Annotated in this window: 23 protein-coding genes; 13 read left to right on the plus strand and 10 right to left on the minus strand. The window is 64.4% G+C overall.

Annotation, left to right across the window (positions count from 1 at the left end):
• Positions 1-4 precede the first annotated feature (4 nt).
• On the plus strand, positions 5-895 hold the full coding sequence (locus ACF8R4_RS19915; RefSeq protein ID WP_392493285.1) for a 1-aminocyclopropane-1-carboxylate deaminase/D-cysteine desulfhydrase: 891 nt from the start codon (positions 5-7) through the stop codon (positions 893-895).
• Here ACF8R4_RS19915 and ACF8R4_RS19920 read toward each other — a convergent pair.
• Entirely contained in the window at positions 886-1431 is a 546-nt protein-coding gene (locus ACF8R4_RS19920; RefSeq protein ID WP_392493287.1) for a cytochrome b, read from the minus strand. The genes ACF8R4_RS19915 and ACF8R4_RS19920 overlap by 10 nt on opposite strands.
• Before the next feature lie 204 nt (positions 1432-1635).
• On the minus strand, positions 1636-2568 hold the full coding sequence (locus ACF8R4_RS19925; RefSeq protein WP_060498796.1) for a DUF1853 family protein: 933 nt from the start codon (positions 2566-2568) through the stop codon (positions 1636-1638).
• 88 nt (positions 2569-2656) lie between these two features.
• Between ACF8R4_RS19925 and ACF8R4_RS19930 the strand changes: the two genes are divergently transcribed.
• The 11 genes from ACF8R4_RS19930 to ACF8R4_RS19980 all read left to right on the plus strand — a co-directional run bounded on the left by ACF8R4_RS19930 (position 2657) and on the right by ACF8R4_RS19980 (position 14558).
• On the plus strand, positions 2657-3547 hold the full coding sequence (locus ACF8R4_RS19930; protein WP_060498797.1) for an NAD(+) kinase: 891 nt from the start codon (positions 2657-2659) through the stop codon (positions 3545-3547).
• Positions 3547-4518 carry a metallophosphoesterase gene (locus tag ACF8R4_RS19935; RefSeq protein WP_060498798.1) on the plus strand — a complete coding sequence of 324 codons (972 nt, stop codon included), beginning with the start codon at positions 3547-3549 and terminating at the stop codon, positions 4516-4518. The genes ACF8R4_RS19930 and ACF8R4_RS19935 overlap by 1 nt, the downstream gene beginning before the upstream one ends.
• Positions 4515-5417 (plus strand): rhomboid family intramembrane serine protease, encoded by a 903-nt coding sequence (locus tag ACF8R4_RS19940; RefSeq protein ID WP_060498799.1) that lies wholly within the window; start codon positions 4515-4517, stop codon positions 5415-5417. Before ACF8R4_RS19935 ends, ACF8R4_RS19940 begins: the two co-directional genes overlap by 4 nt.
• Before the next feature lie 13 nt (positions 5418-5430).
• A complete protein-coding gene (locus ACF8R4_RS19945; RefSeq protein ID WP_016714809.1) occupies positions 5431-5691 on the plus strand; it encodes a YeaC family protein in 261 nt (86 codons plus the stop codon).
• Positions 5688-6518, plus strand: a complete 831-nt coding sequence (locus ACF8R4_RS19950) for a DUF2797 domain-containing protein (RefSeq protein WP_060498800.1) — start codon at positions 5688-5690, stop codon at positions 6516-6518. Before ACF8R4_RS19945 ends, ACF8R4_RS19950 begins: the two co-directional genes overlap by 4 nt.
• Before the next feature lie 12 nt (positions 6519-6530).
• The gene (gene pepN, locus ACF8R4_RS19955) at positions 6531-9188 is read left to right on the plus strand and encodes an aminopeptidase N (protein WP_392493291.1); all 2658 of its coding nucleotides are present in this window, start codon (positions 6531-6533) and stop codon (positions 9186-9188) included.
• Between the two features lie 193 nt (positions 9189-9381).
• Entirely contained in the window at positions 9382-10410 is a 1029-nt protein-coding gene (locus ACF8R4_RS19960; protein ID WP_156867055.1) for a YCF48-related protein, read from the plus strand.
• A 20-nt stretch (positions 10411-10430) separates the two neighbouring features.
• Positions 10431-12806, plus strand: coding sequence for an RND family transporter (locus ACF8R4_RS19965; RefSeq protein ID WP_060498803.1), 2376 nt, complete (start codon positions 10431-10433; stop codon positions 12804-12806).
• 63 nt (positions 12807-12869) lie between these two features.
• On the plus strand, positions 12870-13160 hold the full coding sequence (locus tag ACF8R4_RS19970) for a DUF5629 family protein (RefSeq protein WP_016714876.1): 291 nt from the start codon (positions 12870-12872) through the stop codon (positions 13158-13160).
• Complete coding sequence (locus tag ACF8R4_RS19975; RefSeq protein ID WP_104835279.1) at positions 13126-14256, plus strand: lactonase family protein; 1131 nt, start codon at positions 13126-13128, stop codon at positions 14254-14256. The genes ACF8R4_RS19970 and ACF8R4_RS19975 overlap by 35 nt, the downstream gene beginning before the upstream one ends.
• A 122-nt stretch (positions 14257-14378) precedes the next feature.
• Complete coding sequence (locus tag ACF8R4_RS19980) at positions 14379-14558, plus strand: hypothetical protein (RefSeq protein WP_060498805.1); 180 nt, start codon at positions 14379-14381, stop codon at positions 14556-14558.
• Between the two features lie 48 nt (positions 14559-14606).
• Here the strand turns inward: ACF8R4_RS19980 and ACF8R4_RS19985 are convergent, their stop codons facing one another.
• Genes ACF8R4_RS19985 through ACF8R4_RS19995 form a run of 3 tightly spaced genes read right to left on the minus strand, consistent with a single transcriptional unit; the run spans position 14607 to position 20076 of the window.
• Positions 14607-15200, minus strand: a complete 594-nt coding sequence (locus tag ACF8R4_RS19985) for a glutathione S-transferase (RefSeq protein ID WP_164524247.1) — start codon at positions 15198-15200, stop codon at positions 14607-14609.
• Positions 15197-18841, minus strand: coding sequence for an AAA family ATPase (locus tag ACF8R4_RS19990; protein ID WP_392493295.1), 3645 nt, complete (start codon positions 18839-18841; stop codon positions 15197-15199). The genes ACF8R4_RS19985 and ACF8R4_RS19990 overlap by 4 nt, the downstream gene beginning before the upstream one ends.
• A complete protein-coding gene (locus tag ACF8R4_RS19995) occupies positions 18838-20076 on the minus strand; it encodes an exonuclease SbcCD subunit D C-terminal domain-containing protein (RefSeq protein ID WP_060498808.1) in 1239 nt (412 codons plus the stop codon). The genes ACF8R4_RS19990 and ACF8R4_RS19995 overlap by 4 nt, the downstream gene beginning before the upstream one ends.
• A gap of 209 nt (positions 20077-20285) precedes the next feature.
• Here ACF8R4_RS19995 and ACF8R4_RS20000 point away from each other — a divergent pair, with 209 nt between their 5' ends.
• Positions 20286-21020 (plus strand): RHS repeat-associated core domain-containing protein, encoded by a 735-nt coding sequence (locus tag ACF8R4_RS20000; RefSeq protein ID WP_200929192.1) that lies wholly within the window; start codon positions 20286-20288, stop codon positions 21018-21020.
• Here the strand turns inward: ACF8R4_RS20000 and ACF8R4_RS20005 are convergent.
• The 5 genes from ACF8R4_RS20005 to ACF8R4_RS20025 are packed head-to-tail and all read right to left on the minus strand — an operon-like array spanning position 21008 to position 26858.
• On the minus strand, positions 21008-22642 hold the full coding sequence (locus tag ACF8R4_RS20005; protein ID WP_060498809.1) for a BatD family protein: 1635 nt from the start codon (positions 22640-22642) through the stop codon (positions 21008-21010). The two genes, ACF8R4_RS20000 and ACF8R4_RS20005, sit on opposite strands and share 13 nt — an antisense overlap.
• Complete coding sequence (locus ACF8R4_RS20010; protein ID WP_060498810.1) at positions 22639-24357, minus strand: tetratricopeptide repeat protein; 1719 nt, start codon at positions 24355-24357, stop codon at positions 22639-22641. Before ACF8R4_RS20010 ends, ACF8R4_RS20005 begins: the two co-directional genes overlap by 4 nt.
• A complete protein-coding gene (locus ACF8R4_RS20015; RefSeq protein ID WP_200929194.1) occupies positions 24354-25430 on the minus strand; it encodes a VWA domain-containing protein in 1077 nt (358 codons plus the stop codon). The genes ACF8R4_RS20010 and ACF8R4_RS20015 overlap by 4 nt, the downstream gene beginning before the upstream one ends.
• Positions 25423-25917, minus strand: coding sequence for a DUF4381 domain-containing protein (locus ACF8R4_RS20020; protein WP_016714822.1), 495 nt, complete (start codon positions 25915-25917; stop codon positions 25423-25425). The genes ACF8R4_RS20015 and ACF8R4_RS20020 overlap by 8 nt, the downstream gene beginning before the upstream one ends.
• The gene (locus ACF8R4_RS20025; protein WP_016714823.1) at positions 25914-26858 is read right to left on the minus strand and encodes a DUF58 domain-containing protein; all 945 of its coding nucleotides are present in this window, start codon (positions 26856-26858) and stop codon (positions 25914-25916) included. Before ACF8R4_RS20025 ends, ACF8R4_RS20020 begins: the two co-directional genes overlap by 4 nt.
• Between the last annotated feature and the right edge of the window lie 3 nt (positions 26859-26861).

Here is a 26861-nt window from a genome sequence, read left to right on the forward strand (position 1 = left end):
CACGATGCTTTTAGACCTCCCCCAAGCCCCCCTACATCCTCTGAGCCTGCCTTGGCTGCAACAAGCGAATGTCGAAGCCGCCATCCTGCGCCTGGACCTGATCGACCCACTGATCAGCGGCAACAAGTGGTTCAAGCTGCGCCATCACCTGCAGCAAGCGCGAACCAGCAAAGCCCCGGGTCTTATCAGCCTGGGTGGCAACCATTCCAATCACCTGCACGCCCTGGCCGCCGCCGGCAAGCGCTTCGGCTTCGCCACCGCCGGCCTGCTACGGGGGCACGCCCAGGACACACCCACTGTGCGTGACCTTCAGGCATTGGGCATGGAACTGCACTGGCTGGGCTATGGTGGCTACCGCGCGCGCAACGAACCAGACTTCTGGACCCCGTGGCAGGCCCGCTATCCCGGCTGGCACTGCATCCCGGAAGGCGGCGGCGGGCTGGCCGGCGCACAAGGATGTGCCCTGATCATGGAGCAGGCGCGCTCACAAATCGCGCTACTTGGCTGGTCGGATTACGACGCCTGGTGGCTGGCCGCTGGCACCGGTACCACGTTGGCCGGCCTGGTACTGGCCGAGGGGGGCGCGCATGCCGTACATGGCGCATTGGCCGTACCCCGGGACCACGGTGTACCCGCGACGATGGCAGCCTTGGCCGGCGGCCACGGCTACCAGCTTCACGACGCCTGCCGTGGCGGCTTCGGCACGTTCGACGATGACCTGCTGGCCTTTATCGCCGAGTGCGAGCAATGCAGCGGCGTACCGTTCGAAGCCCTGTACACCGGCAAGGCCCTGCTGGCCTTGCGTGAGCAGGTCGGGGCTGGGCTGTTCGCGCCCGGCACCCGCCTGATCGTCGTGCACACCGGTGGCCTGCAGGGCCGGCGCGGTTACTTGTAAGGCAGCATGCGCAGCAGCGTGTTGTCCCGCTGCACATAGTGGTGGTACAGCCCGGCCAGCGCGTGCAGGCCGATCAGCCAGTAACCCCAGCTGCCAACCCGTTCATGCCAGCCCTTGATGAACTTGGCCTGGTCCGGGTCCGGGCCGATCAGGTGTGGCAGTTCCAGGCCGAAGAACGGTACCGGTTTGTTGGCGGCGCTGAGGATCAGCCAGCCGGCCAGCGGCAGGCAGATCATCAGCAAGTACAGCGCCAGGTGCATCAGGTGCGCAAGCCCGGTTTGCCAGGCCGGCGGCTTGGGTACGATCGGCGGGGTCGGGCGGCTCAGGCGCACGGCCAGGCGCAGCCAGACCAGCACGAACACGCTGAGCCCGAGCATGAAGTGCAGGTCTTTCATCAGGTTGCGTTCAACGCTGTCTTTAGGGAACAGGCCGCGCAGTTCGATAAGGGCGTAGACAGCGGCCAGCAGCACCAGCATCAGCCAATGCAGGGCGATGGACAGGCGAGCGTAGTGGGTCGCGGGGGTGGATGAAACCATGATCGGTCCTCGTCATCAGGTCGGAATGGCGCTCTTGCTGGCGCTCAGGTATCACTTTAATGGCTACCGGGAACAAATCTTTGCGCTAGGTCTGTGAAAATTGTGTTGCCTGTGCCGGCCCTTCACAGGTACTGCGCAGATTTCAAAGGCTGTGCAGTACCTGTGGGCGCGGGCTTGCCCGCGAAGAGGCCGGAACAGGCGACTTTAATCTTCGGGTGAAAATGGCCAACTTTCAGCCACCAGAAACACCCGCTCCATTTCCTGCCAGGCGCCATCTGCATCAGGCTCCAACCTCACCAGCAACTGCGCCGGAGCCTGGCGCTCCAGCACATGCAACCACGCGGCAAACTGCTCCACCGCCCAGCACTCACCTACCTCGACCCGCGCCGGTGCCAACCAGGCATGCCGCTGCAATGGTTGCCAATGCTCACCCTCAGCCATGACCCAGTCCCGCCTCCGTACCCAGCGCCCACGCAAGTGTTGCGGGTTGGCGCCCGTCGGTGGCTCGGCATGCCCCGGCCATGGGTAGAACAGATAGCCTCCCAGCCAAATATGGGCCTGCACCTGGCCAACCCCCAACCCGGTCAACAGCTCGCGGCTGTGCGCTCCGTTCGACATGGGCAGCTGATGCCCCGCCAGGTGCGCAAGCTTGCTCCCCAGCCGGTCATGGCACCCAGGCCCCAGCCAGGCATGCGGGTCGTGCCCGGCGCCTTCCGGCCCCAGGTACAGCTTGATCGCCAGTTCCAGGTGGTGCACGCCGTCACGGTCGCGCAACACCATATCCAGTTCACCCAGCGTGCGCCCGGCATCTCGGACCGCCAGGTTGGCTGCCAGCAGCTCGATGCCCGGCGCCTGGGCCAGGGCGAATTGCCACAGGCGTTCGTAGTAATGCCCCAGCCGCCGGCTGCTCAGCTTCGCCAGCCAGTCTTGCAATGGCCGGTCATCTTCATCCAGCGCGCGCAACCACTGTTCAAGGTGCTGCGGCTGCTGCGCCCACAGGCTGCCCGCCAGCGGGTGGCGCTGGGGGCAGGGCGGGGCGCTGAGCAGGGGCGGCGACAGCATGGCCCAGGCCAGGTCGCGCACGGCAGGGCGGCGCAATTGCCGGGGCAGGTCGTGGAGCAGGGCGAATGGCATCATCCAGCGAGCATAGCCGGTTTGCCGCTACCCGGTGGTTTCGCCCATAATCGGCCCATCGTCACCCGCCGCAGAGCCTCGCAGGAGCCCCATGGAGCAATTTCGCAATATCGGTATCATCGGTCGCCTTGGCAGCTCGCAGGTGCTCGACACCATTCGCCGACTGAAAAAATTCCTCCTCGAGCGCCACCTGCACGTGATCCTCGAGGACACCATCGCCGAAGTGCTGCCCGGCCATGGCCTGCAAACCTCCACCCGCAAGCTGCTGGGCGAAGTCTGCGATCTGGTCATCGTGGTCGGCGGCGACGGCAGCCTGCTGGGCGCTGCCCGCGCCCTGGCCCGTCACAACATTCCGGTGCTGGGCATCAACCGTGGCAACCTGGGCTTTCTCACCGACATCCGCCCCGACGAACTGGAAGACAAAGTCGCCGAGGTGCTCGACGGCCACTACCTGGTGGAAAACCGCTTCCTGCTGCAGGCCGAAGTGCGCCGCCACCACGAAGCCATTGGCCAGGGCGATGCGCTGAACGACGTGGTGCTGCACCCGGGCAAGTCCACGCGCATGATCGAGTTCGAGATCTACATCGACGGTCAGTTCGTCTGCAGCCAGAAGGCCGACGGCCTGATCGTCGCCACCCCCACCGGCTCCACCGCCTATGCGCTGTCGGCCGGCGGCCCGATTATGCACCCCAAGCTCGATGCCATCGTCATCGTGCCGATGTACCCGCACACCCTATCGGGCCGGCCGATCGTGGTCGATGGCAACAGCGAGCTGAAGATCGTGGTGTCGAAGGACCTGCAGATCTACCCACAAGTGTCCTGTGACGGCCAGAACCACTTCACCTGCGCCCCCGGCGACACCATCACGGTCAGCAAGAAGCCGCAGAAGCTGCGCCTGATCCACCCGCTGGACCACAACTACTACGAGGTCTGCCGCACCAAGCTCGGTTGGGGCAGCCGCCTGGGGAGCAGGGACGACTGATGTTCGATCCGGCGCGAAGTTTCGACATCATCGGTGACGTGCACGGTTGTGCGCTGACCCTTGAACGCCTGCTCGACGCCCTCGGTTACAAGCGCGTGGCCGGCGTGTGGCGCCACCCGCGGCGCATGGCGCTGTTCCTGGGCGATATCGTCGACCGTGGGCCACGCATCCGCGAGGCGCTGCATATCGTCCACGACATGGTCGAGGCCGGCCAGGCGTTGTGCATCATGGGCAACCACGAGTACAACGCCCTGGGCTGGGTGACCCCGGCGCTGCCCGGCAGCGGCAAGGCTTATGTACGCGAGCACACGCCACGCCACGCACGGCTGATCGACGAAACCCTCACCCAGTTCGCCCACCACCCCGGCGACTGGCACGACTTCGTGAACTGGTTCTACGCGCTTCCACTGTTCGTCGATGCCGGGCGCTTCCGCCTGGTGCATGCCTGCTGGGACCCGCGACTGATCGAGCCGTTGCACCAGCAGTACCCCGACGGGCGCATCGATGAACACTTCATCCAGGCCTCGGCGGTGAGCAACAGCTTTGCCGCTACCGTGTGCAACCGCCTGCTGCGCGGCACCGACATGCGCCTGCCGGACGGCCTGACCCTGACGGGCGGCGATGGCCTGACCCGCGCCTTCTTCCGCACCAAGTTCTGGGAGGAAGACCCGCAAACCTACGGTGACATCGTGTTCCAGCCCGATGCCCTGCCCGAAGAGGTGGCCAGCACCCCGCTCAGCCACAGTCAGAAGAACGCCTTGTTGCGCTACGACGAAGACGAGCCCCTGCTGTTCGTCGGCCACTACTGGCGCAGCGGCCGCCCGGCGCCAATCCGCGCCAACCTGGCCTGCCTGGACTACAGCGCTGTGCTCTACGGCAAGCTGGTCGCCTACCGGCTGGATGATGAAACCCGCATCGACCCGCACAAGTTCGTCTGGGTCGACGTCGACCGCCCACAGGCCAACCAATGAACATTATCGAAGTGATGCGCCTGCCGCTGTCGGTCGACCTCAGCGGCTTCGTCCACCTGTTGCAGCGCCTGCAGGTGCCGCATCGGGTGAGCGAGGAGGGTGATGCCCAGGTGCTCTGGGCCCCCGACACCCTCGCCGAAGACGTGCTGCAACTCTACCAGCGCTACCCGGATGGCAACGCCGACATCCAGGCAGCAGAGGAACCTGTGGGAGCGGGCTTGTCGGGGCGCCGAACCGCCGCGAATGCCCCACCACAGCCCTCCCTGACGGAACAGGCCAAAGCTTGCAAAGTCACGACGATCACCTTGCTGCTGTGCTTCATCGTCGCCGGCCTGACCAGCCTGGGCGACAACTTCACGACCATCAGCTGGTTCACCTTCCTCGACTTCCGCGTCCAGGGCGATTACCTGTACTTCAGCCCGCTGGCGCAAACCCTGGACGCAGGCCAGTGGTGGCGCCTGGTCTCGCCCATGCTGCTGCACTTCGGCGTGCTGCACCTGGCCATGAACAGCCTGTGGTACTGGGAGCTGGGCAAACGCATCGAACTGCGCCAGGGCCCGTGGATGTTGCTGGGCCTGACCCTGCTGTTCAGCCTGGTGTCCAACCTGGCCCAGCACTACACCAGCGGGCCGAGCCTGTTCGGCGGCCTGTCCGGCGTGCTGTATGGCCTGCTCGGGCATGTGTGGTTGTTCCAGTGGCTGGCGCCCAACCGTTACTTCAACCTGCCCAAGGGCGTGCTGGTGATGATGCTGATCTGGCTGGTGGTATGCCTTACCGGCGTGGTCGGCACCCTTGGCCTTGGCCAGATCGCCAACGCCGCCCACGTGGGCGGGCTGCTCATCGGATGCCTGACCGGGCTCTTGGGTGGGGCGCTGGCCCGGCGTAAACTGTCGGCTTGAATCAGGAGACACTATGTCCACTTTCGCGCAAATGATCGAAAACATTACCCCGGAAATCTACGAAAGCCTGAAACTGGCCGTGGAAATCGGCAAATGGTCGGATGGCCGCAAGCTCACTGCCGAGCAGAAAGAGCTGTCGCTGCAGGCCGTTATCGCCTGGGAGATCAAGAACCTGCCTGAAGACCAGCGCACCGGCTACATGGGCCCGCAGGAGTGTGCGTCCAAGTCCGCGCCGATCCCCAACATTCTGTTCAAGTCGGACTCGGTACATTGATCGAACTCGCTCGTGGCTCGTTGAGCAAAATGGCGGTAAGCCTGCAGGCACCGGTGGTGCAATACAGCTTCCGCCTGGATGACACGCAGGTGGCGGTCAACCCGTTGATCGGCCAGCGCCTGCGTTTGGAATACCTCGGCACCATTCATTGCAGCCATTGCGGCAAGCGCACCAAGACCAGCTTCAGCCAGGGTTACTGCTACCCGTGCATGACCAAGCTGGCCCAGTGTGACGTGTGCATCATGGCCCCGGAAAAATGCCACTACGACGCCGGCACCTGCCGCGAACCGTCCTGGGGCGAACAGTTCTGCATGACCGACCACGTGGTCTACCTGGCCAACTCGTCGGGGATCAAGGTCGGCATCACCCGTGCCACCCAGTTGCCCACCCGCTGGCTCGACCAGGGTGCCAGCCAGGCCCTGCCGATCATGCGCGTGGCCACCCGCCAGCAATCCGGCCTGGTCGAAGACGTGCTGCGCAGCCAGGTGCCGGACCGCACCAACTGGCGTGCGCTGCTCAAGGGCGATGCCGAAGTGCTCGACCTGCCGGCCATTCGGGACCAGATTTTCGATGCCTGTGCCGACGGTTTGAGTGAGCTGCAAGCGCGTTTCGGCTTGCAGGCGATTCAGTCGCTACCCGACGCCGAAGTGGTGCAGATGAACTACCCGGTCGAGGCCTACCCGAAAAAGATCGTCAGCTTCAACCTCGACAAAGACCCGGTGGCCGAAGGCACGCTGCTGGGCATCAAGGGCCAGTACCTGATCTTCGATACCGGTGTGATCAATATTCGCAAGTACACGGCCTACCAGCTGGCCGTGCTCCAGTAAAAGGACCTCTACATGCGTACCGAACAACCGCAAGTGATCTACCTGAAGGATTACCAGGCGCCCGAGTACCTGATCGACGAGACGCACCTGACCTTCGAGCTGTTCGAGGACCACACCCTGGTTCACGCGCAACTGGTGATGCGCCGCAACCCGGCGCGTGGTGCCGGGCTGCCGCCACTGGTGCTTGATGGCCAGCAACTGGAGTTGCTGCGCGCTTCGCTGGATGACCAGGAACTGCACGCGGCTGACTATCAGCTGGACGTCGACAGCCTGACCGTGCACCCCAAGGCCGAGCGCTTCACCCTCGACACCACGGTGAAGATCCACCCCGAAAGCAACACCGCGCTGGAAGGCCTGTACAAGTCGGGCAAGATGTTCTGCACCCAGTGCGAGGCCGAGGGCTTCCGCAAGATCACCTACTACCTCGACCGCCCGGACGTCATGAGCACCTTCACCACCACGGTGATCGCCGAGCAGCATCGTTACCCGGTGCTGTTGTCCAACGGTAACCCGATCGGCAGCGGGCCGGCAGAAGATGGCCGCCACTGGGCGACCTGGGAAGACCCGTTCATGAAGCCTGCCTACCTGTTCGCGCTGGTAGCCGGTGACCTGTGGTGCGTCGAGGACACCTTCACCCGCCAGTCTGGCCGGGACGTGACCCTGCGCATCTACGTCGAGCCCGAGAACATCGACAAGTGCGACCACGCCATGGTCAGCCTGAAAAAGTCCATGCGCTGGGACGAAGAAGTCTATGGCCGCGAGTACGACCTGGACATCTTCATGATTGTTGCGGTCAACGACTTCAACATGGGCGCCATGGAAAACAAGGGCCTGAACATCTTCAACTCCAGCTGTGTGCTGGCCCGTGCCGAAACCGCCACCGATGCCGCGCACCAGCGCGTCGAAGGCGTGGTCGCCCACGAGTACTTCCACAACTGGTCGGGCAACCGCGTCACCTGCCGTGACTGGTTCCAGCTGTCGCTCAAAGAAGGCTTTACGGTGTTCCGCGATGCCGAGTTCAGTGCCGACATGAACTCGCGCACGGTCAAGCGTATCGAAGACGTCGCCTACCTGCGTACCCACCAGTTCGCCGAAGACGCCGGTCCCATGGCCCACCCGGTGCGCCCGGACAGCTTCATCGAAATCTCCAACTTCTACACCCTGACCGTGTACGAGAAGGGCGCCGAAGTCGTGCGCATGGTCCGCACCCTGCTGGGCGCCGAAGGTTTCCGCAAGGGCAGCGACCTGTACTTCGAACGCCATGATGGCCAGGCGGTGACCACCGACGACTTCATCAAGGCCATGGAAGACGCCAATGGTGTCGACTTCACCCAGTTCAAGCGTTGGTACAGCCAGGCCGGCACTCCTCGCCTGGAGGTCAGTGAAGCCTATGACGCTGCTGCGCAGACCTACAGCCTGACCTTCCGCCAGAGCTGCCCGCAAACCCCGGACAAGGCCGAAAAACTGCCGTTCGTGATCCCGGTGGAGCTGGGCCTGTTGGACGCCGAAGGCAATGACCTGCCGCTGCGCCTTGTCGGTGAAGCGGCTGCTGGCGGTACCAGCCGTGTGCTGTCGGTGATCGAGGCCGAGCAAACCTTCACCTTCCAGGGCATTCCGGCCAAGCCGCTGCCCTCGCTGCTGCGTGGCTTCAGCGCCCCGGTGAAGCTGAGCTTCCCGTATGACCGCGACCAGCTGATGTTCCTGATGCAGCACGACAGCGACGGCTTCAACCGCTGGGAGGCGGGCCAGCAGCTGTCGGTGCAGGTGCTGCAAGAGCTGATTGGCCAGCACCAGCGTGGTGAAGCGCTCAAGCTCGACCAGCGACTGATCATCGCCCTGGGCACCGTGTTGGGCAACGAAGCGCTGGACCCGGCCATGGTGGCCGAAATGCTTTCGCTGCCGGGTGAGGCGTACCTTACCGAGATCAGCCAGGTCGCCGACGTGGACGCCATCCACGCTGCCCGCGAGTTCGCCCGCCAGCAGATCGCCGATCAGCTGTTCGACGCCCTGTGGGCGCGTTACCAGGCCAACCGTGAAGTATCGCGCAGCACCGCTTACGTGGCCTCTGCCGAACACTTTGCACGCCGCAGCCTGCAGAACATCGCCCTGTCGTACCTGATGCAGAGTGGCAAGCCGCAAGTGCTGGAAGCGACCCTGGAGCAGTTCGACCAGTGCGACAACATGACCGAGCGCCTGACGGCGTTGGCGGTGCTGGTCAACTCACCGTTCGAGGCCGAACGCGCTAAGGCGCTGGACACCTTCGCCGAGCACTTCAAGGACAACCCGCTGGTCATGGACCAGTGGTTCAGCGTGCAGGCGGCCAGCGCGCTGCCGGGCGGGCTGGCGCGGGTCAAGGCGCTGATGCAGCACCCGGCGTTCACCCTGAAGAACCCAAATAAGGTCCGTGCGCTGGTGGGTGCCTTTGCCGGGCAGAACCTGGTCAACTTCCATGCGGCGGATGGCTCGGGGTATCGCTTCCTGGCGGACCTGGTGATCGAGCTGAATGCACTGAACCCGCAGATTGCTTCGCGGCAACTGGCACCGCTGACCCGCTGGCGCAAGTATGACGCTGCGCGTCAGGCCCTGATGAAGGGCGAGCTAGAGCGGATTCTGGCTTCCGGTGAGCTGTCCAGTGATGTGTATGAAGTGGTGAGCAAGAGCCTGGCGTAAGCCTGGTTGATCCTGGGGCCGCACAGCGGCCCCAGCTGTTCAAAGCCGACAACAAAACATAACACCCCGCCCGTTGTAATCCCGCAAACATCCCCGCTACGATCCCCTCAAGCTATTGCAGGCCTCTAGATCAGGCTTTTCGCAGTGCCTGCAGTGCATTGACCCACCAAGAAGAACACAACAGGGGGCAGTCATGAGGGAACAGCTACAGGCGCCAGCCAGGCGCGGTGCCTGGCCATGGGCAGCCAGCGCAGTGCTGGCACTGGCATTGGGGGTGTGGGCCGACAGCGTCCAGGCCGCCGCCGCCGACGAATACTCCACCGAATCTGCCAAGGCTAGCCAAAGCCTGTTGATCGGCGCCACCCATGCCGGCAAACGCCTGGTGGTGGTGGGCGATCGGGGTCACATCCTGTTCTCCGACGACCAGGGCAGCACCTGGACCCAGGCCCGCGTGCCCACCCGGCAACTGCTCACCGCCGTGTTCTTCCTCGACGACAAACGCGGCTGGGCCGTCGGCCACGATTCGCAAATCCTCGCCAGCAGCGACGGCGGGGCCACCTGGAACAAGCAGTTTGAAGACCTCGCCCGCGAAGCGCCCTTGCTCGATATCGCTTTCCTCGACGCCCGGCACGGCTTTGCCGTGGGGGCCTACGGCGCCTTGCTGGAAACCACCGACGGCGGACAGCACTGGCAGGACGTGGCCGAGCGCCTGGACAACCCCGACCAGCTTCACCTGAACGGCATTACCCGAGTGCGTGATGCCGGCCTGTTCATCGTGGGCGAGCAGGGCGGCATGTTCCGCTCCGCTGACTACGGCCAGACCTGGGCCAAGGTCGAAGGCCCGTACGAGGGCTCGCTGTTCGGCGTGATTGGCACCGCCAAGCCGCACACCCTGCTGGCCTACGGCCTGCGCGGCAACCTGTTCCGTTCCACCGATTTTGGTGACAGCTGGCAGCCGATCGAACTCAAGGCCGCGCGCGGCAACCTCGAATTCGGCCTGGCAAGCGCTACGCTTCTCGATGATGGCACCTTGGTGCTGGTCGGCAACGGCGGCAGCGTGCTGCGCAGCACCGATGGCGGCCAGACCTTCAGCGTGTACAACCGTGCCGACCGTATCGCCCTGGCCGGCGTCAGCGGCCTGGCCAACGGTGGCCTGCTGCTGGTAGGGCAGGGCGGTGTACACCTGGCGGATGCCCAAGGGGCCGAGGGGGCAAGCCGATGACCAGCAGGGAGAGCATTACCATGCACCCGCACCACCAGGACAAGGCCACGCTGCTTGAACGCTTGATCTTCAACCACCGCCCCGTGGTCATCGCCCTGTGCGTACTGGTGAGCATTTTCCTGTTCTGGCAGGCCACGCAGATTCGCCCCTCCACCAGCTTCGAGAAGATGATCCCGCTGCAGCACCCGTTCATCGAGCAGATGATGGAGCACCGCAACGACCTGGCCAACCTCGGCAACACCGTGCGCATCTCGGTCGAGGCAGTGAACGGCGACATCTTCGACAAGGACTACATGGAGACCCTGCGCCAGGTCCATGACGAGGTGTTCTACATCCCGGGTGTCGACCGTGCCGGGCTCAAATCGCTGTGGAGCCCCAGCGTGCGCTGGAGCGAGGTTACCGAAGAGGGCTTTTCCGGTGGCGAGGTGATCCCCAACACCTACAACGGTTCGCAGGACAGCCTCGACACCCTGCGCGACAACGTGCTCAAGTCCGGCCAGGTGGGGCGGCTGGTGGGCAACAACTTCAAGTCCAGCATCGTCGACGTGCCACTGCTGGAGAGCTACCCCGACCCGCAAGACCCGGGCAAGCAGGTGAAGCTGGACTACCAGCAGTTCTCGCACCTGCTGGAAGAAAAGATCCGTGACAAGTTCCAGGCCCAGAACCCCAACGTGAAGGTGCACATCGTCGGCTTCGCCAAGAAAGTTGGCGACCTGATCGACGGCCTGGTGATGGTGGCAATGTTCTTCGGCGTTGCTCTGGCGATCACTTGGGTGCTGTTGTACTGGTTCACCTGGTGCATCCGCAGCACCATCGCCGTGCTCATCACCACCCTGGTGGCAGTGGTGTGGCAGCTGGGGCTGATGCATGCGGTGGGCTTTGGCCTGGACCCGTACTCGATGCTGGTGCCGTTCCTGATTTTCGCCATCGGCATTTCCCACGGGGTGCAGAAGATCAATGGCATTGCCTTGCAGTCGAGCGACGCGGATAACGCCCTCACGGCGGCGCGTCGCACCTTCCGCCAGCTGTTCCTGCCGGGGATGATCGCCATCCTCGCCGACGCCGTAGGCTTCATCACCCTGCTGATCATCGACATTGGCGTGATCCGCGAGCTGGCCATCGGCGCCTCCATCGGCGTGGCGGTGATCGTGTTCACCAACCTGATCCTGCTGCCGGTGGCCATTTCCTACGTTGGCATCAGCAAGAAGGCCATCGAACGCAGCAAGAAGGACGCCACCCGCGAACACCCGTTCTGGCGTCTGCTGTCGAACTTTGCCAGTGCCAAGGTGGCGCCGGTGTCGGTGGTGCTGGCGCTGGTCGCCTTTGCCGGTGGCCTGTGGTACAGCCAGAACCTGAAAATCGGTGACCTCGACCAGGGCGCGCCAGAGCTTCGCCCCGATTCGCGCTACAACCAGGACAACAGCTTCATCATCAGCAACTATTCCACCAGCTCCGACGTGCTGGTGATCATGGTCAAGACCCCGCCGGAGCAGTGCTCGATCCACTCGACCATGGCACCGATCGACGAGCTGATGTGGACCATGCAGAACACCCCGGGCGTGCAGTCGGCGATTTCCCTGGTGACCGTGTCCAAGCAGGTGATCAAGGGCATGAACGAGGGCAGCCTGAAATGGGAGACCCTGTCGCGCAACCCGGACATCCTCAACAACTCCATTGCCCGTGCCGATGGCCTGTACAACGGCGACTGCTCGCTGGCGCCGGTGCTGGTGTTCCTCAACGACCACAAGGCCGAGACCCTGGAGCGGGTCACTGCCGTAGCAAAGGCGTTTGCCGACAGCCACAACAAGGAAGGCCTTCAGTTCCTGCTGGCGGCGGGTAACGCCGGGATTGAAGCGGCGACCAACGAAGTGATCAAGTCGGCCGAGCTGACCATCCTGATCCTGGTTTACATCTGTGTGGCGGTGATGTGCCTGATCACCTTCCGCTCGTTTGCCGCCACCCTGTGCATTGTGTTGCCCTTGGTGTTGACCTCGGTGCTGGGCAACGCGCTGATGGCCTACATGGGCATCGGGGTGAAAGTGGCGACCCTGCCGGTGGTGGCGCTGGGTGTGGGTATTGGCGTGGACTACGGCATCTACATCTACAGCCGCCTGGAAAGCTTCCTGCGTGCCGGGCTGCCGTTGCAGGAGGCCTATTACCAGACCCTGCGTTCGACCGGTAAAGCCGTGTTGTTCACCGGCTTGTGCCTGGCCATTGGCGTGTGCACCTGGATCTTCTCGGCGATCAAGTTCCAGGCGGACATGGGGCTGATGCTGACCTTCATGTTGCTGTGGAACATGTTTGGCGCGTTGTGGCTGCTGCCGGCGCTGGCGCGGTTCCTGATCAAGCCGGAGAAAATGGTGGGCAAGGAGGGTGGCTCGATTTTCGCCCATTGATTGAACGGGGCCGCAAAGCAGCCTCGGGGTTATAATGGCGCCACATCTCTCACAGGTACCCCCATGTCCCCCCTCGCCACCGCCCTGCAAACCTGCGACATGCTCCTGATCGATGGCCTGCACGCCTTCGACTTCACCGCCGACGAATCCGGCCTCACCGTCGAATGCATGGACGGCCGTCAGCTGCGCCGCTGGTCCTTCACTCCCGAGCAAGTCGCCGCCGCCATCGCGACGGGTGATGAATGGCAACTCAACGATGCCGATGGCGAGCATCGGCTAGTCTGTATGAGTGCCTTTCGTGCCCCGGACGACGACCAAGATGAACCGGATCTGGACGAGCCTGCTGACCGCTAGCCTGATGAGCCTGACTATTCACGCCCACGCCGCTACCTTGCTGGTGGGCAGTTACACCGATGGCGCCAGCCAGGGTATCTACCGCTACCAGTTCGACGACAAGCGCGGCCACATCGACCCCACGCCGCAGCAGGTGGTGAAAAGCGTAAGCCCCTCATGGCTGGTGCTGTCCGCCGATCAGCGCCTGCTGTTCGCGGTCAATGAAACCCCGGGTGGCCACGCTAGCAGTTTCACTGTCAGTGCCAAGGGCGAGATCAAACCGCTCAATCAGGTGGCCAGCAAAGGCGACGAGCCGACGCACGCCAGTATCAGCCGTGACCAGCGTTTCCTGTTTGTGGCCAACTATGCGGTCAACCCCGACCCGGGTGGCAGCCTGGTGGTAATCTCGGTGGCCAAGGACGGTAAGCTCAAGCAGGTTGTGCAGCAACTACGGCACAAGCCAAGTGGCGTCAACCCCGAACGCCAGGCAGGGGCCCATGTGCATTCGCTGGTGTTGTCGCCCAACGGCCAGCATCTGTATGCCAGCGACCTGGGCGCAGACAAGGTGTTCATCTACCGCTACGACGGTGCCAGCCCGGACCAGCCGTTGAGCCCAGCCATTCCGGCCTCGGTAGACCTGCCACCCGGCAGCGGGCCACGCCACCTGCTGTTCGACGCCAAGGGCCGGCATGCCTACCTGACGCTGGAAATGAGCGGTGAAGTGGTGATGTTCGACGTCAAGGACGATGCCCTACTCGAACGCCAGCGCCTGCCGCTGACCGAACAGCAAGAAGCTGCGGCCAAGGCGGCGGGCGGCCTGCACCTTTCGGCGGACGGTCGTTTCCTGTACGTCAGCAACCGCGGCACCGCCAACGAGATCGTGGTGTTCAGCGTAGGCAAGCAGGACGGTCAGCTGACCTTCCTGCAACGTCGTTCTGTGGAAGGCGATCACCCCAGGGAATTTGCCCTCGCTCCGAGTGACAACTTCCTGCTGGTGGCCAACCAGAAGAGCAACCAGATCGTGGTGATACGTCGCGATCCGCGCAGTGGCAAGCTGCTGGAGACGGTGCAGACGTTGAAACAGGATGCCCCATCGGACCTCAAGTTCATCGAGTGATATCGATCGGCGTGATAATCGATACTGCCGCAATGAATTTTTGCGTTCGGCCTCGGCGGCGTAAGTTTGACCCAAGGCCCAAACGGGCCACCGTCAAACCACCGCCGTCGAGGTCAGCCCAGATGAACTTCAATCTCTTCCCGGTCATTGCCGCATCCGCCATTTCCGCTTCGGTCGTACTGCCGGCCCATGCCCATGCCGACAGCAGCGGCAAGGCTGCTGTCACTCACAGCTACACCGAGCAGTACCTGCGCCAGAGCGCGAACTTCCATGCGGCCCTCAGCAGCAAGCAGCATCACTGATTCGGCCTATGTGAGGTCTCTGTACCCCATTTTCAGCCGATTGGTTGTTCAGCGAACCATGATTGCCTTGAACAACTCCGAAGCCAGCCACCCCTCCAGCCAGCTCCGCACCCGCGGATAAGCCGCCTCGGCGAACCACTGCGGTTCGACCCCGGCAAACTGGCGCATCAGGGGCAGCAACGCGGCATCGGCAAGGCTCGGGTGATCAGCCAACAGGTAAGGCCGGCCTTCAAGCAAGCCTTCAAGCTCCGCCAGCCAGGCTTCGGCCTGCTGACGGTAATGCTCGCGGGAATGCTCCGGGTAACGTTCGGCATACTTGTACAGGTTTACCTGCGCCTTGAACGTGCTGTCGTTCCGCGCAATCAGCCCGTCAGCCACCTGCGCCGCCGCAGGGGCTGCCTGCAAGCGCCAGTCCTGCGGGTCGTTTTGTGCCAGCGCCCAGCGCATGATGTCCAGGCTCTCTTCGAGCACCCCGGCACCGGTATCCAGCACCGGCACCGTGCCCTTGGGCGACAAGGCCAGCAGCTCTGCCGGCTTGTTCTTCATCGCCACCTCGCAGATTTCTAACTCGCAGCCGGCATAGCGCAGGGCCAGGCGCGCACGCATGGCCCAAGGGCAGCGGCGGAACGAGTAGAGGATCACCCGCACACCTCCACGTCACTCAGGCCATTGCCCTGGCGACGCACCTGGATCTGTACCGGAATGCGCTCGTGCATTTCCTGCACATGGGAGATCACTGCCACCTTGCGGCCTTGGGCCTGCAGGCCGTCGAGCGCGTCCATCGCCAGTTGCAGCGACTCGGGGTCCAGGCTGCCGAAGCCTTCGTCGATGAACAGCGATTCGATGCGCAGGGTACTGGAGGCCATCGATGCCAGGCCCAAGGCCAGGGCCAGCGACACCAGGAAGGTTTCCCCGCCCGACAGCGAGTGTACCGAGCGCAGCTCATCGCCCATCTCGGTGTCCAGCACCAGCAGGCCGAGGGCGCTGCCGCCACGCTTGAGGCGGTAACGGCGGGCTAGCTGACGCAGCTGGGCGTTGGCGTGGTGCAGCAGCAAGTCGAGGTTGTAGCCTTGGGCAATCTTGCGGAACACATCGCCCGAGGCCGAACCGATCAACGCGTTCAGGCGAGCCCAGCGTTGCCACTGCTGATGAGCCTGTTCGATTTCGGCCGCCAGTGCCTGATGGGCCTGCTGGCGACGCTGGTCGTCGGCCTGCTGGGCGCGCAGTTCGGCGCACTGCTGTTCGTGGTTGGCCAGGCGTTCGCGCAGCGCGGTCAGGGCTTGCTCCAGAGCTTCGGCCGAAGTGTCCACGGTCATGTGCGCGGCGTGCTGTTGCAGGCGTTGCGCACGTTCCTGCAGCAGTACGCGGCCTTGTTCGATGGCCTTTTCCGCGCCTTGCAGGCGTTGGCGCAATTCATGGACGTGCGTGTCATCCATGGCCAGCAGGCGATCCAGCCCGTCGTCATCCAGCTCCGGGTGCTCGCTGCGCCACTGGCTGATCTGGCCCTGCAACTGCTGGCACTCGGTGTCCAGTGCCTGTTGCTGCTGGATGTTGGCTTTGAGTTCGCTGGCCAGCTGCACGCCCTGGGTGCGCAACGCTTGCAGGCGTTGGGCGGTGTCGGCGTCGAGGGCGCGGGCCTGTTCCAGCGTGGTGTCCATGTGCTGCTGCCAGGCTTCGGCACTGGTGTGTTCGCCAAGCAGTTCGCCGAGGGAGGCCTTGGCCTGCTGGCGTTGCTCGTCGAGGGCGGTCAGTGTCTGCAGCAACTGCTGCTGGCCTTGTATACGTGCCTGTTGCTGGTCGCGCAGCTTGTCCAGTTGGGCCTGACGGGCTTGCTGTTCCTCCAGTTCGTCCTTGCGTTGCTCCAGTTGTTGCAGGCGCTGGGCGATCTGTTGGTCCAGGGCAAGGAAGGCATTGGCCGGGTCGTCGCTCAAGGCCTTGACGGCTTCTTCGGGCAATACGCCGGCCAGGTCGTCGAGGCCTTGCTGCAGTTGCTGCTCGTCGTTGGCCAGAGCCTGGTGCTGTTGCTCCAGGTGGCGCTGGGCCTGCTGTTGCGCTTCGTGGGCGGCCTGCAGTTGCTGATTGAGGCGGGCTGCCTCTTTTTGCAGGGCGAGCAGGGCGCTCTGACGCTTCTCGTCCTGGCCGATTTCTTCGTCCAGGCGTCGCAACTGGCTGTCGAGCCAGGTGCTGCGGGCCTTGTCGTCCTGCGGGGCGAGAGCAGGCCACAGGCTATGTGCCTGCACCTCGGCTACTTGAGTCTGCAGTTGCTCGCCCAGTTGCAGTTGTTGCTGCTGATAGTCTTTGAGCTGGGCGTTGACCACACCCAACTGGGTGCGCAGCTCCACCAGTTTGCTGTTGAGGGTTTCCACCTGCTTCTGCGCGGCGGCCACCTCGGCCTGGTCGTGACGTCCCAGGCTTTGCAGCAGTGCTTCGGGTTGATGGAACGGGTGCTCGGCGCTGCCGCATACCGGGCAGGGTTCGCCATCGCGCAACTGGCCACGCAGTTCTTCAACGCTGGTATTGCGCGCCAGACGCTGGCGCTCCAGCAGCTGACGGGTAAGGTCAAGTGCCTGTCCGGCGGCTTCCAGCTCGGCCTTGGCGGCGGTGCCCTCGGTAATCAGCTGCTGGCGCTGCTGCATGGCTTGCTGTTGCCGCTCGCGCACGGCGTCCAGCTGCTGGCGCAGCTCCATTTCGCGGCCATGCAGGCGCGACAGCTGTTCAACGGCGCGATGCTGCTTGCGGTTGTCCTGCAGCATGCCGCCCAGCAGGTCGATCTGTTCCGCCAGGGCGTGCGGTTCGGCCTTGGCTTCGCGGAACAGCAGGTCGTAGGTGTCGCGTTCGGCCTGCAAGTGCGCATTGGCCTGGCTGGCCAAAGCTTGCAGGCCAGGCAGTTCCTCACGGCCCTTGGCCAGACGGCCGCCGATCAGCATCACCTGCTTCAGTTGCGGCAGGTAGGCATGCCAGGCATCGGCCAGGCCCGCCAGGTGCTGGCTGTCGGCGAGCGCGGTGTCGATCTGGGCCAGTTGCTGCACGCTGCGTTGCTGGTTGTGCTCCAGCTGCTGTAACTGTTGCTGGCCGTCGGCAACGTGCTGTGCGGCCTGTTCGCTGCTGCTGCGCTGCGCGGCCAGTTCCTGGTCCAGGCGGGCCAGGTTGTCCTGGGCGGCAAAGGCCTGGCGCAGGCGCGGGGCGTTTTCACCGTGCCGGGCCTGGTTGTCGGCCAGCGCTTGGCGGGCATTGTCCAGTGCCTGTTCAAGTTCACGGGTACGCCGTAGCAACTCAGTTTGTTGCTGTTGCTGTTCAGCGATCGTCGCTGCGACTGGCGCCAGTTGAGCGGTCAGCGTTTGCTGGCGATGGAACTGGTGACGCTGCGGCGCCAAACGCTCCAGGCGAACGAGGTCCAGGCGAGGTTCGGCCAGTTGCTGCCAGTCCTGCTCGGCGGCCTGCAGCGCGGTGCCGGCTTCGGTGTACTGGGCCTGCAGTTGGCGTTGTTCATTCAACCAGTTGCGCTGCTGCTCCAGCTGACGCTCGTCGGCCTGGTCGGCCTTGAACTGCTGCTGCGCTTGCACCAGGCGCTGGTCTAGCTCGGCGCGGGCTTCAGCGGCCATTGGCAGCAGGTGGCTGGCACGGTCCTTCAGGGCGTTGTGGGCTTCACCGGCTTCACGGGCCTTGCTGAAGGCGCGTTGGCCCAAGCGGGTGTAGATGGCGGTGTTGGTGAGCTTTTCCAGCAGTTCGCTGCGCTCTTTGTCGTCAGCCTTGAGGAAGGCCCCGAACTCGCTCTGGGCCAGCATCACGGCGCGGGTGAACTGCTCGAAGTTCAGTCCGAGGCGGGCTTCGATGAGTTGCTTGTACTCGTTCTTGGCGCTAGCCAGCACTTGCTCGCTGTCCAGGTCATAGAAACTCTGACGGCTCAGCTGAAGTTTGCCGTTGGCTTTGTCGCGGGCGCGGTTGGCTTCCCAGCGGGCGCGGTAGCGGCGGCCATCGATGCCGACGAAATCAACTTCGGCAAAGCCGCTGCCGGTGCCGCGGCGCAGCAGGTTGCGTGGGTCGGACGTGGGTATTTCGCCCTCGGCGTCCGGCACCTTGGCCTCGCGGCCGATGTCATTGAGCCGGGGCACGGTGCCGAACAGCGCCAGGCACAGGGCGTCGAGTAGGGTGCTTTTGCCGGCCCCGGTCGGCCCGGTGATGGCGAACAGGCCGGCACTGGCCAAGGGTTCTGCGGTGAAATCGATGTCTATCGGGCCGGCCAGCGATGCCAGGTTTTTCAGGCGGATGGCGAGAATCTTCATGGCTGCTCTTCTTCCTGCTGCACGTCCTGCAACAGCAGGGCAAAGTCGGCCAGGGCCTGTTCGTCGGCGGGGTTGCCGTAGGCCTGTTCCCAGGCGCGGCTGAACAGGTCTTGCGGGGTCATCTGGGCCAGTTCGACAAAGGCCAGGTCATCGTCTTCGGCGTGGGTACGGCCGGCGTATTCGGCGCTGATGCGGATCAGTCGCACGGCTTTGCCTTCCAGGGCGGTTTCGATCTGCTGGCGCAGGTCGGGTTGCGGCTCGTCCAGTATCACCCGCACTTCTAGCCAGGGCTGGCGGTTGGGGTCTTCGAGCAGGTCGACTACCGGCAGGTCAGCCAGTTGCTGCAGCAGTTCGCCCAACGGTGCCGGGCCAACCCGTTGCAGGGCCACGGCGCGCGGTACCGGGCGCGGCTCGACGCTGACCAGGCCGCTGCCGTCCAGCTCCACTTCCAGCACCTGGTGCGGGTAGTTGATTTCGGCAAACGACAGCGGGATCGGCGAGCCGCTGTAGCGGATACGTTCTTCGCGGTTGACCTTCTGCGGCTTGTGCAGGTGGCCCAGGGCAACGTAGCTGATGGCCTTGTCGAACAGCTTGGCCGGCAGCGCCTCGGCGTTGCCGATGATCAGGCTGCGCTCGGAGTCCTCCGACACCGCCCCACCGGCCATGTGCGCATGGCTGATGGCTATCAGCGCCTGGTCTTTCTTGCGTTTTTTTTGCGCAGCGGCGATCAGTTGCTGGTGTACCTGAGTAATGCCTTGCAGGTAGTCGTCACCCAGGTGCGGGCCAGTCACTTCGGCCGGGCGCAGGAAGGGCAGGGCCAGGCACCAGGCCGCGACCTTGCCACGGCCATTGGTCAGCGGAATCAACAGGCGCTCGGCATCCAGCTGGCCTTCGTCCAGCCAATGCACACGGCCCAGCGCATGGGTACGCAGGCGGCGCATCAAGGCGGCGGGCAACTCGATGCGCGAGCCCGAGTCGTGGTTGCCGGCGATCATCACGATATCCAGCTTGGGCTGCTGTTCGTGGGCTCGGACGATGAAGTCGTAGAGGCGTTCCTGGGCTTTGACCGGCGGGTTGACCGTGTCGAAGATATCGCCCGCGATCAGCAGCGCATCCGGCTGGCGCAGGCGCAGCTGGCCGAGCAACCAGTCGAGGAAGCAGGCGTGTTCGAAGTCGCGTTCCTGGCCGTGCAGGCTTTGGCCCAGGTGCCAGTCGGAGGTATGAAACAGACGCATGGATGACCTGTGGGTGTCGAGTCGGGCAAGCGGGGAAAGGGCGGTATGGTAACCCAAGCGTGGGGCTGCTGCGCAGCCCATCGCTGGCAAGCCAGCTCGCACATGCATCGCGCTTGGCTGGCATTTTTGTCAGTTGCGTTGCAGTTGCTTGTGGCTGAAAAATTGTGTTTGAGGAGCCTGCAACTGGCTCACCTACCTGAAGCGAGGCGATGATTTTGGTACAGGTCTATATGGCATACGGATATTCCGAACGGTCATCGAGAAGGACAGTGCTTGGTTTCAATGGCGAGCGGCTTGCCGTTGAGTTGGCGAGTTATCTGCTGGGCAATGGGTATCGTGCGTTCAGCCCTGTGCTCATGCGCTTTCTGTCACCGGACAACTTCAGCCCGTTTGGAGAGGGTGGGAGTAATAGCTATGTGTACTGTCTGAATGATCCTGTTAATCAGCGCGACCCTGATGGACATGCAGGGGAGGCATTCATACGAAACGCCCCTACACGGATTGCATTTAGAAAACCATCAAAAAATCCGCCTTCCCCACAGAGGCTCATGAAACAGTACAACAAGCTGGGTAACCAAATAGTCGCAAACACGATTGCCAACAATAGCGGGGCTAACCAGACGCTGCACCAGCAGCAATTAGCCATAGCTAGATCCTTGGCAAGCTCTGCATTTCAGCACCTACCTAAAAGACAAAAGATAGCGTTGGGAAATCTGCGTGTACCTGAGACGCCAATGATCGATGCACTCCAGAATCCTGCTGATCCCTTCCCGCCAATGTTGGAATCTGTTGATAACGTTGATGGAGTACGGAATCCGGCCCCGCCTGTTCAAACGACTGCACGACTGAGAGGTGCTGGAGACGTTGTTCAAGATAGGCGCGCATTTGTAGGCGCGGGTTTACCTGCGAAGAGGCCGGCTCAGGTCGCCAATTACTTGGGATAAAGCGGCGGCAGCCCGCCATTCTCCCCGGCCGGCAGCAACACCTGCTCAGCCGGCGGAATGGTACCAATCGCCCGCCACAATTCCTCACCCTGCCAATACTGGCCACTCTCGCTGTACAGCGCCCCGTTCAACCCATCCAGCGCATTCGACAATGGCACGAACCGCGCCGCCATCTCGGCCAGGGTTTCCGGCTGTTGCCGGGCCCAGGCGTCCAGCGCCTGGCGGGTGGCCTGAGGGTCGTTGGCCTGGCAGGCGCGCTTGAGGTCGTCCAGCAGGGTGCGTGGGCTTGGCCCGTTCTGCGCGGCGCGCAGCACCGCCGGTTGTGAGCGGGCGCGCCACCACAGGGCGAAGCCCAGCACGGTGGTGAGGGCGAACACCAAGGTGGCCAGCTGCCAGGGCCACAGCAGGGTACTGGCGCTGCTGTTGTCACCTACCGGGGTGTCGGCGCTCAATGCCGGGTTGTCCTGCACGTTCAGGGTGCGCGCTGGCAGGCTGGTGTGCTCCAGGTGGTCTTCGCGGGTGTTCCACCAGGCCACTTCCAGCGCCGGCAGGGCCAGCGTGCCGGCGTGGGTGGGCACCAAGGCTTCGCGCTCTTCGCGGTTGGCGGTCATGCCACGGTCGCTGATTTCGTTGCGTAGCAGTGGCTGGTCGGGGTAGCGGCGCAAACCGGTGATTTCGGTGGCCGGCAGTGGCGGCAGCTGGGTGCTGGACAAACCTTCGGCACGCAGGGTGATGTTGCGGGTCAGCGAGTCGCCAATCTGCACTTGCTGGTTGCCGGGGTCGGGGTTCCAGTGTTCCTCCAGCGTCAGGCTGCGCGCCGGCAACCAAGGTACGCCTGCGGGCCATGTGGCCGGAATGGGGCGCACGGTCAGGCGCAGCGGCAGTGAACTCACCTGCACCTGGTGGCCGGCGCGGGCCGTGGCATTGGCCTGCGCGTTTTCGTCGCTGCTGGCGGCGGCTGTGGCGGTGAAGGTCAACGGCGGGATGTCGAGGGTGCCGCTTTGCTGGGCATACACGGCATAGCGGGTTTCGATCACGCCGTGGCGTACGCCGTTGATTTCCTTTTCATAGGTGCGCGATTCGCCCAGCGGCTCGACCTTGGCGTTATCCAGTTGCAACGGGCTCAGGCTGCTGTCGTCGTACAGCGCTACCGAGTGGTAGATGCGCAGGGTCAGCATGGCCTGGGCCTGGACGTAGACGTCGGTACTGTCGAGGGTTGCCTCGATGAATACCTGAGAGGCGCTGTCTGGCCGGCTGGCATCGGCCTGCAGCACTTGCAGCTCGATGGCCTGGCTGTGCGACTGGCCCAGTTGCAGCTCAGGAATGCGCAGGCTGCCGCTGCGCCGCGGCAGCAGGGTAATGATCCAGCGGGTGCTGGCGCGGGTTTCGCCATCGAGGGTGTGCAGGCTGTTCAGCTGGCGCGTGCCGCGTACCTCGAAGTCACCTTCCAGGGCGCGCAGGTCGGGCTTGCCGAACTGGGTCACGTCCTGGCTTTCCAGGGTCAGTTCCAGGCTTTCGCCAGCTTCCAGGCGGGTACGGTCTACGCTGGCTTGCAGCAGCGGTTCAGCCTGGGCCAGCACGGCCCACAGCAGGGTGAGAAGCAAGACGCCGAAGCGACTCATCGTGGGGTTTCCTGATGCAATTGCTGTTCATACCAGAATTTGCGCCGCAGCAGCTCCGCCGGGTTGTCGGGGATCTCCCGCAGCCATTGTTCCAGGGCCTGGCGTTGTTCGGCATCGAGATTGGTCGATACCGGGCGCTGCGGCGGCTGGATCACGCTGTCATCGGCGCCCGCCTGGTTACCGGGCGCTGCCTGGCTGTTGTTGCTGTCTTCGCCGGGTTGTTCGGCGCTGGCTTGTTCGTCGTTGCCGGGTGTGCCCTGGGTGGGGCTGCTGGCCGAGCTACTGTTGCCCTCGGTTTCGCTGCCGGGTGTGCCTTGGGCGTCGCTGCTGGCTGGCTGTTCTTCGGCCTTGGCCTCGCGCTGTTGCAACAGTTGCTGCACCAGCGCCTGGTTGTCCAGCGCCGCTTGCAGGTCGGGTTGGCGCTCCAGGGCTTGCTCGTAGGCGTCCAGGGCGGCCTCCAGTTCGCCGCTGCGGGCCAGGGCATTGCCTCGATTGTAGTGGGCAGCTGCCGTGTCGCCATGGGAAAACGCCTCGGCGGCACCGGCATAGTCGCCGGCCTGGTACAGGGCCATGCCGCGCCACTGCGGGTTTTGGAAGTGACGTGCGGCGCTGGCCGGGCGGTTCTGTTCCAGCAGGCGCTGGCCTTGCTGGTCGGGACGCAGCCACAGGTCGTTGAACTCGAAGGCCTGGCTGGGCTGTGGCAGGGCCAGCAGCAGCGGCAGGCAGAACAGCCAGCCCCGCCGGCCTGCGCAGGCAGCCAGCAGCAACAGCGGGATCAGCAGCCAGTAACCCTGGTCAGCCCAACTGTCCAGTTGCAGGGTCTGGCCGTCATTGCGCGCAGTGCGCGGGTTATCGAACAAGCCCAGGCCGCGCAGGTCCAGGTCGTCGACGCGGGCATGCCGGTAGCGCCCCCCGGTGCCGCTGATAAAGCCCTTGAGGCCGGCACTGTCCAGGCGCGGCAGCAGGATGCCGCCTTGCTCATCCTTGAGGTATTCGCCATTGGCCTGGCGCACCGGGGCGCCTTCGCGGCTGCCGATGCCCAGCATCAACAGGCTGGGGCCCTGGCGGCCGAGGGCCTGGCTGATGCCTTGGCGCTCCGGGGCACTGAGCGACGAGCCGATCAGCAGCAAACGGCCTTGGCCCAGGCCGCTCTGGGCCAGTAGCGCCAGGCCTTTTTGCACGGCCAGGTCGGCGCGTTGGCCAGCTTGCGGCATGATCGACGGGTCGATGGCCTCCAGCAGGTTGCGGGTGGTGGCCAGGTCATCGGACAGCGGCACCAGTGTGTGTGCGGAACCGGCATACACCACCAGCGCGGTCTGGCTGTCGCGGCGGTGTTCAAGCAGGTCGAGTATTTTGCGCCGGGCCTGCTCCAGGCGGTTGGGCGGGCTGTCCTCGGCCAGCATTTGCGGGGTAAGTTCCAGCAGGATCACCAGTGGGTCTGCCGGGCGTTGGCGGTTTTCTTCCACGCGCTGCCAGCTGGGCCCGAGCAGGGCCAGGATCACCAGTGCCCACGCCAGCCCCAGCGCCACCCATGGCAGTTTGCTGGTGCTACCGTTGCCGCCGCCCAGCAATACGCCATGGAATGCTGGCGGCAGAATCATCTGCCAGCGCCCGGCGCGCTTACGCCGGTGCCACAGCTTGAACAGCAGCCAGCCGAGCAGGGGCAAGGCCAGCAGCCAGAGTGGGCGCAGCCATTGGGGCCACAGTTCGATCATCGCCGCCTCCTCAGGCGCAAGCGCTTCAGGCGTTGGCGCCATTCCGGGTGCGGCTGCAGGAAGCGCGGTTTGCGCAGCAGGCGTTGCAGCAGGTTGTCGGGCCATTGCACGGCCACCACCAGCAGCACGCTGAGCAACAGCGCCAGGGCCAATGGCCAGGCGTACAGCGCCTGGGCCGTACGTGCCTGGGTGGGTTGCTGGGCGACCGGTTCCAACTGGTCGAGTGTGTCGCCGATGGCGTCCAGTTCGGCGCCGTCGTGGGCACGGAAATAGGCACCGTGGCTGATGTCGGCGATTTCCTTGAGCGAGGCTTCGTCCAGGTCCAGGCTTGGGTTGAGGCCGAGCAGGCCGGGGGTGCCACTGGCTTCGGGGTTGGCACCGATGCCGATGGTATAGATGCGCACGCCTTCCTGGGCTGCCAGGCGGGCGGCGGTCAGCGGGTGGATTTGCCCGCCGTTGTTGGCACCGTCCGTAATCAGTATCAGCACCCGGCTTTGTGCCGGCCGCTGGCGCAGGCGTTTGACCGCAAGGCCGATGGCGTCGCCGATGGCGGTGTTTTTACCGGCGATGCCGATTTGTGCTTCGTCGAGGAAGGTGCGCACGGTGCGTCGGTCGAAGGTGAGCGGCGCCTGCAGGTAGGCCTGGCTGCCGAACAGGATCAGGCCCACGCGGTCACCTTCGCGGTCCTGCAGAAAGTCGCCCATCAGCGCCTTGACCAGGTCGAGGCGGCTGATGTCTTCGTTCTTCCACTGCATGTCGGGGAAGTCCATCGACCCGGACACGTCCACCGCCACCAGCAGGTCGCGGCCGCTGGCGGCCACCGGCACCGGATCGCCCAGCCACTGCGGGCGGGCAGCCGCGCACAGCAGCAACAGCCAGATGACCACGAACGGTGCCTGCTGGCGCCAGGTTGGCAGGTTGAGCCGTGCGCGGCGCCCGGCCAGGCCTTCCAGTTCGTTGAGGAAGCCCACCTTGAGCACCGGCTCGCCGCTGTCGGCTGCAGGCAGCAGCAGGCGTGCCAGCCATGGCAGCGGTAGCAGCGCGAAGACCCACGGCCAGGCCAGTTCAAACATGCTTGCGGATCCAGGTTTCCACGGCCTGGCTGAGCCCGGCGATGGCTTTGTCGTCGAGCTTGCACTCGGGTTTGTAGGCGCCTTCGACCAGCACCATCCAGCGGGTCAGGCCGGCGGCCGGGCAGCGGTTGTCGAGAAACGCCAGCCATTGGCGGCCATTGAGGGTGTGGCTGTTGGCACCGGGATAGTGGTTGCGGCACAGGCGCTTGAGCAGGGCGTTGATCTGTTGCAGCCAGGCGCCGGCCGGTGCGCCATCGTAGGGGCGTGGCAGGAGGGCCAGTTCGGCCAGGGCGGCCACGCGCACCGGGTCGAGCGGTTGCTCGGCACGCACGATGCGGCGTTTGCCCGGGCGCCAGCGGCGCAGCCGCCACAGGCCCCAGCCCAGTAGCGGCAGTAGGGCCAGCAACAGCCACCAGCCCGGTGCCGGTGGCCATAAACCGATAGGTGCCGGGTCGATCAGTGGGTGCAACTGGTCGAGAGGGTTCATGACGCGCTCCGTGGCCGCTGAGCGTTCAGGTACTCGCGCAGTTGCTCGATCATTTCGCTTTGCGTGCTCAGTGGCATCAGGACCACACGCAGCTTCTGCGCCATCAGCTCCCAGCGCTCGATGCGTGCTTCGGCCTGCTGGCGGTAGGCCTGGCGGAGGTTGGCGTCGAGGGTGTCGAGCTCCAGCTGGGCGCTACGCTGGGCGAAGCGCAGCAGGCCGGCGGCCGGCAGGGCATGGTCGAGTGGATCGGACACCGGTAGCAACAGCAGGTCGCAATGGCGCGAGAGCATGGCCAGGTGCTGCTCCACCTGGGCGCTAAGCGAGCGTTCATCGCAAATCACGATGGCCAGGCTGCCGGGGCGCAGCACTTCGCGGGCGCGGCGCAGGGCCAGGCCGAGGCTGTCGGCCCCGGGCGTGGCTTCGGTGTGCAGTGCCTGGTTGACCTTGGCCAGGCGGTTGAGCAGTTGCAGCAGGCTTTGCTTGCTGCGCCGAGGTTTGATTTCGTGGTGTTCGTTGTCGCCGAACACCAACCCGCCGATGCGGTCGTTGTGGCCGAGCGCGGCCCAACCGAACAGGGCAGCGGCCTGTGCCGCCAATACCGACTTGAACATCAGCCCCGAGCCGAAAAACAGCCGCTGGCTTTGCTCGACGAGGATGAAGATCGGCCGCTCGCGCTCTTCGTGGAACAGCTTGGTGTGCGGCTCCTGGGTGCGCGCGGTCACCCGCCAGTCGATGTTGCGCACATCGTCGCCGGCCTGGTACACGCGCACCTGGTCGAAGTCCACCCCGCGCCCGCGCAGCTTGGAATGGTGCAGGCCCACCAGCGGGCTGCGCTGGCCGGGCTTGGAAAACAGCTGGATTTCGCGCACGCGGTGACGCATGTCGATCAGCTCGGCAAGGCCGATGCGGATGCCGGGCTCGGCCAGCTGCGCGGTGGGCATGGG

Origin of the sequence: Pseudomonas sp. FYR_2, from assembly GCF_043106425.1 — a bacterium.
GTDB lineage: Bacteria > Pseudomonadota > Gammaproteobacteria > Pseudomonadales > Pseudomonadaceae > Aquipseudomonas > Aquipseudomonas monteilii.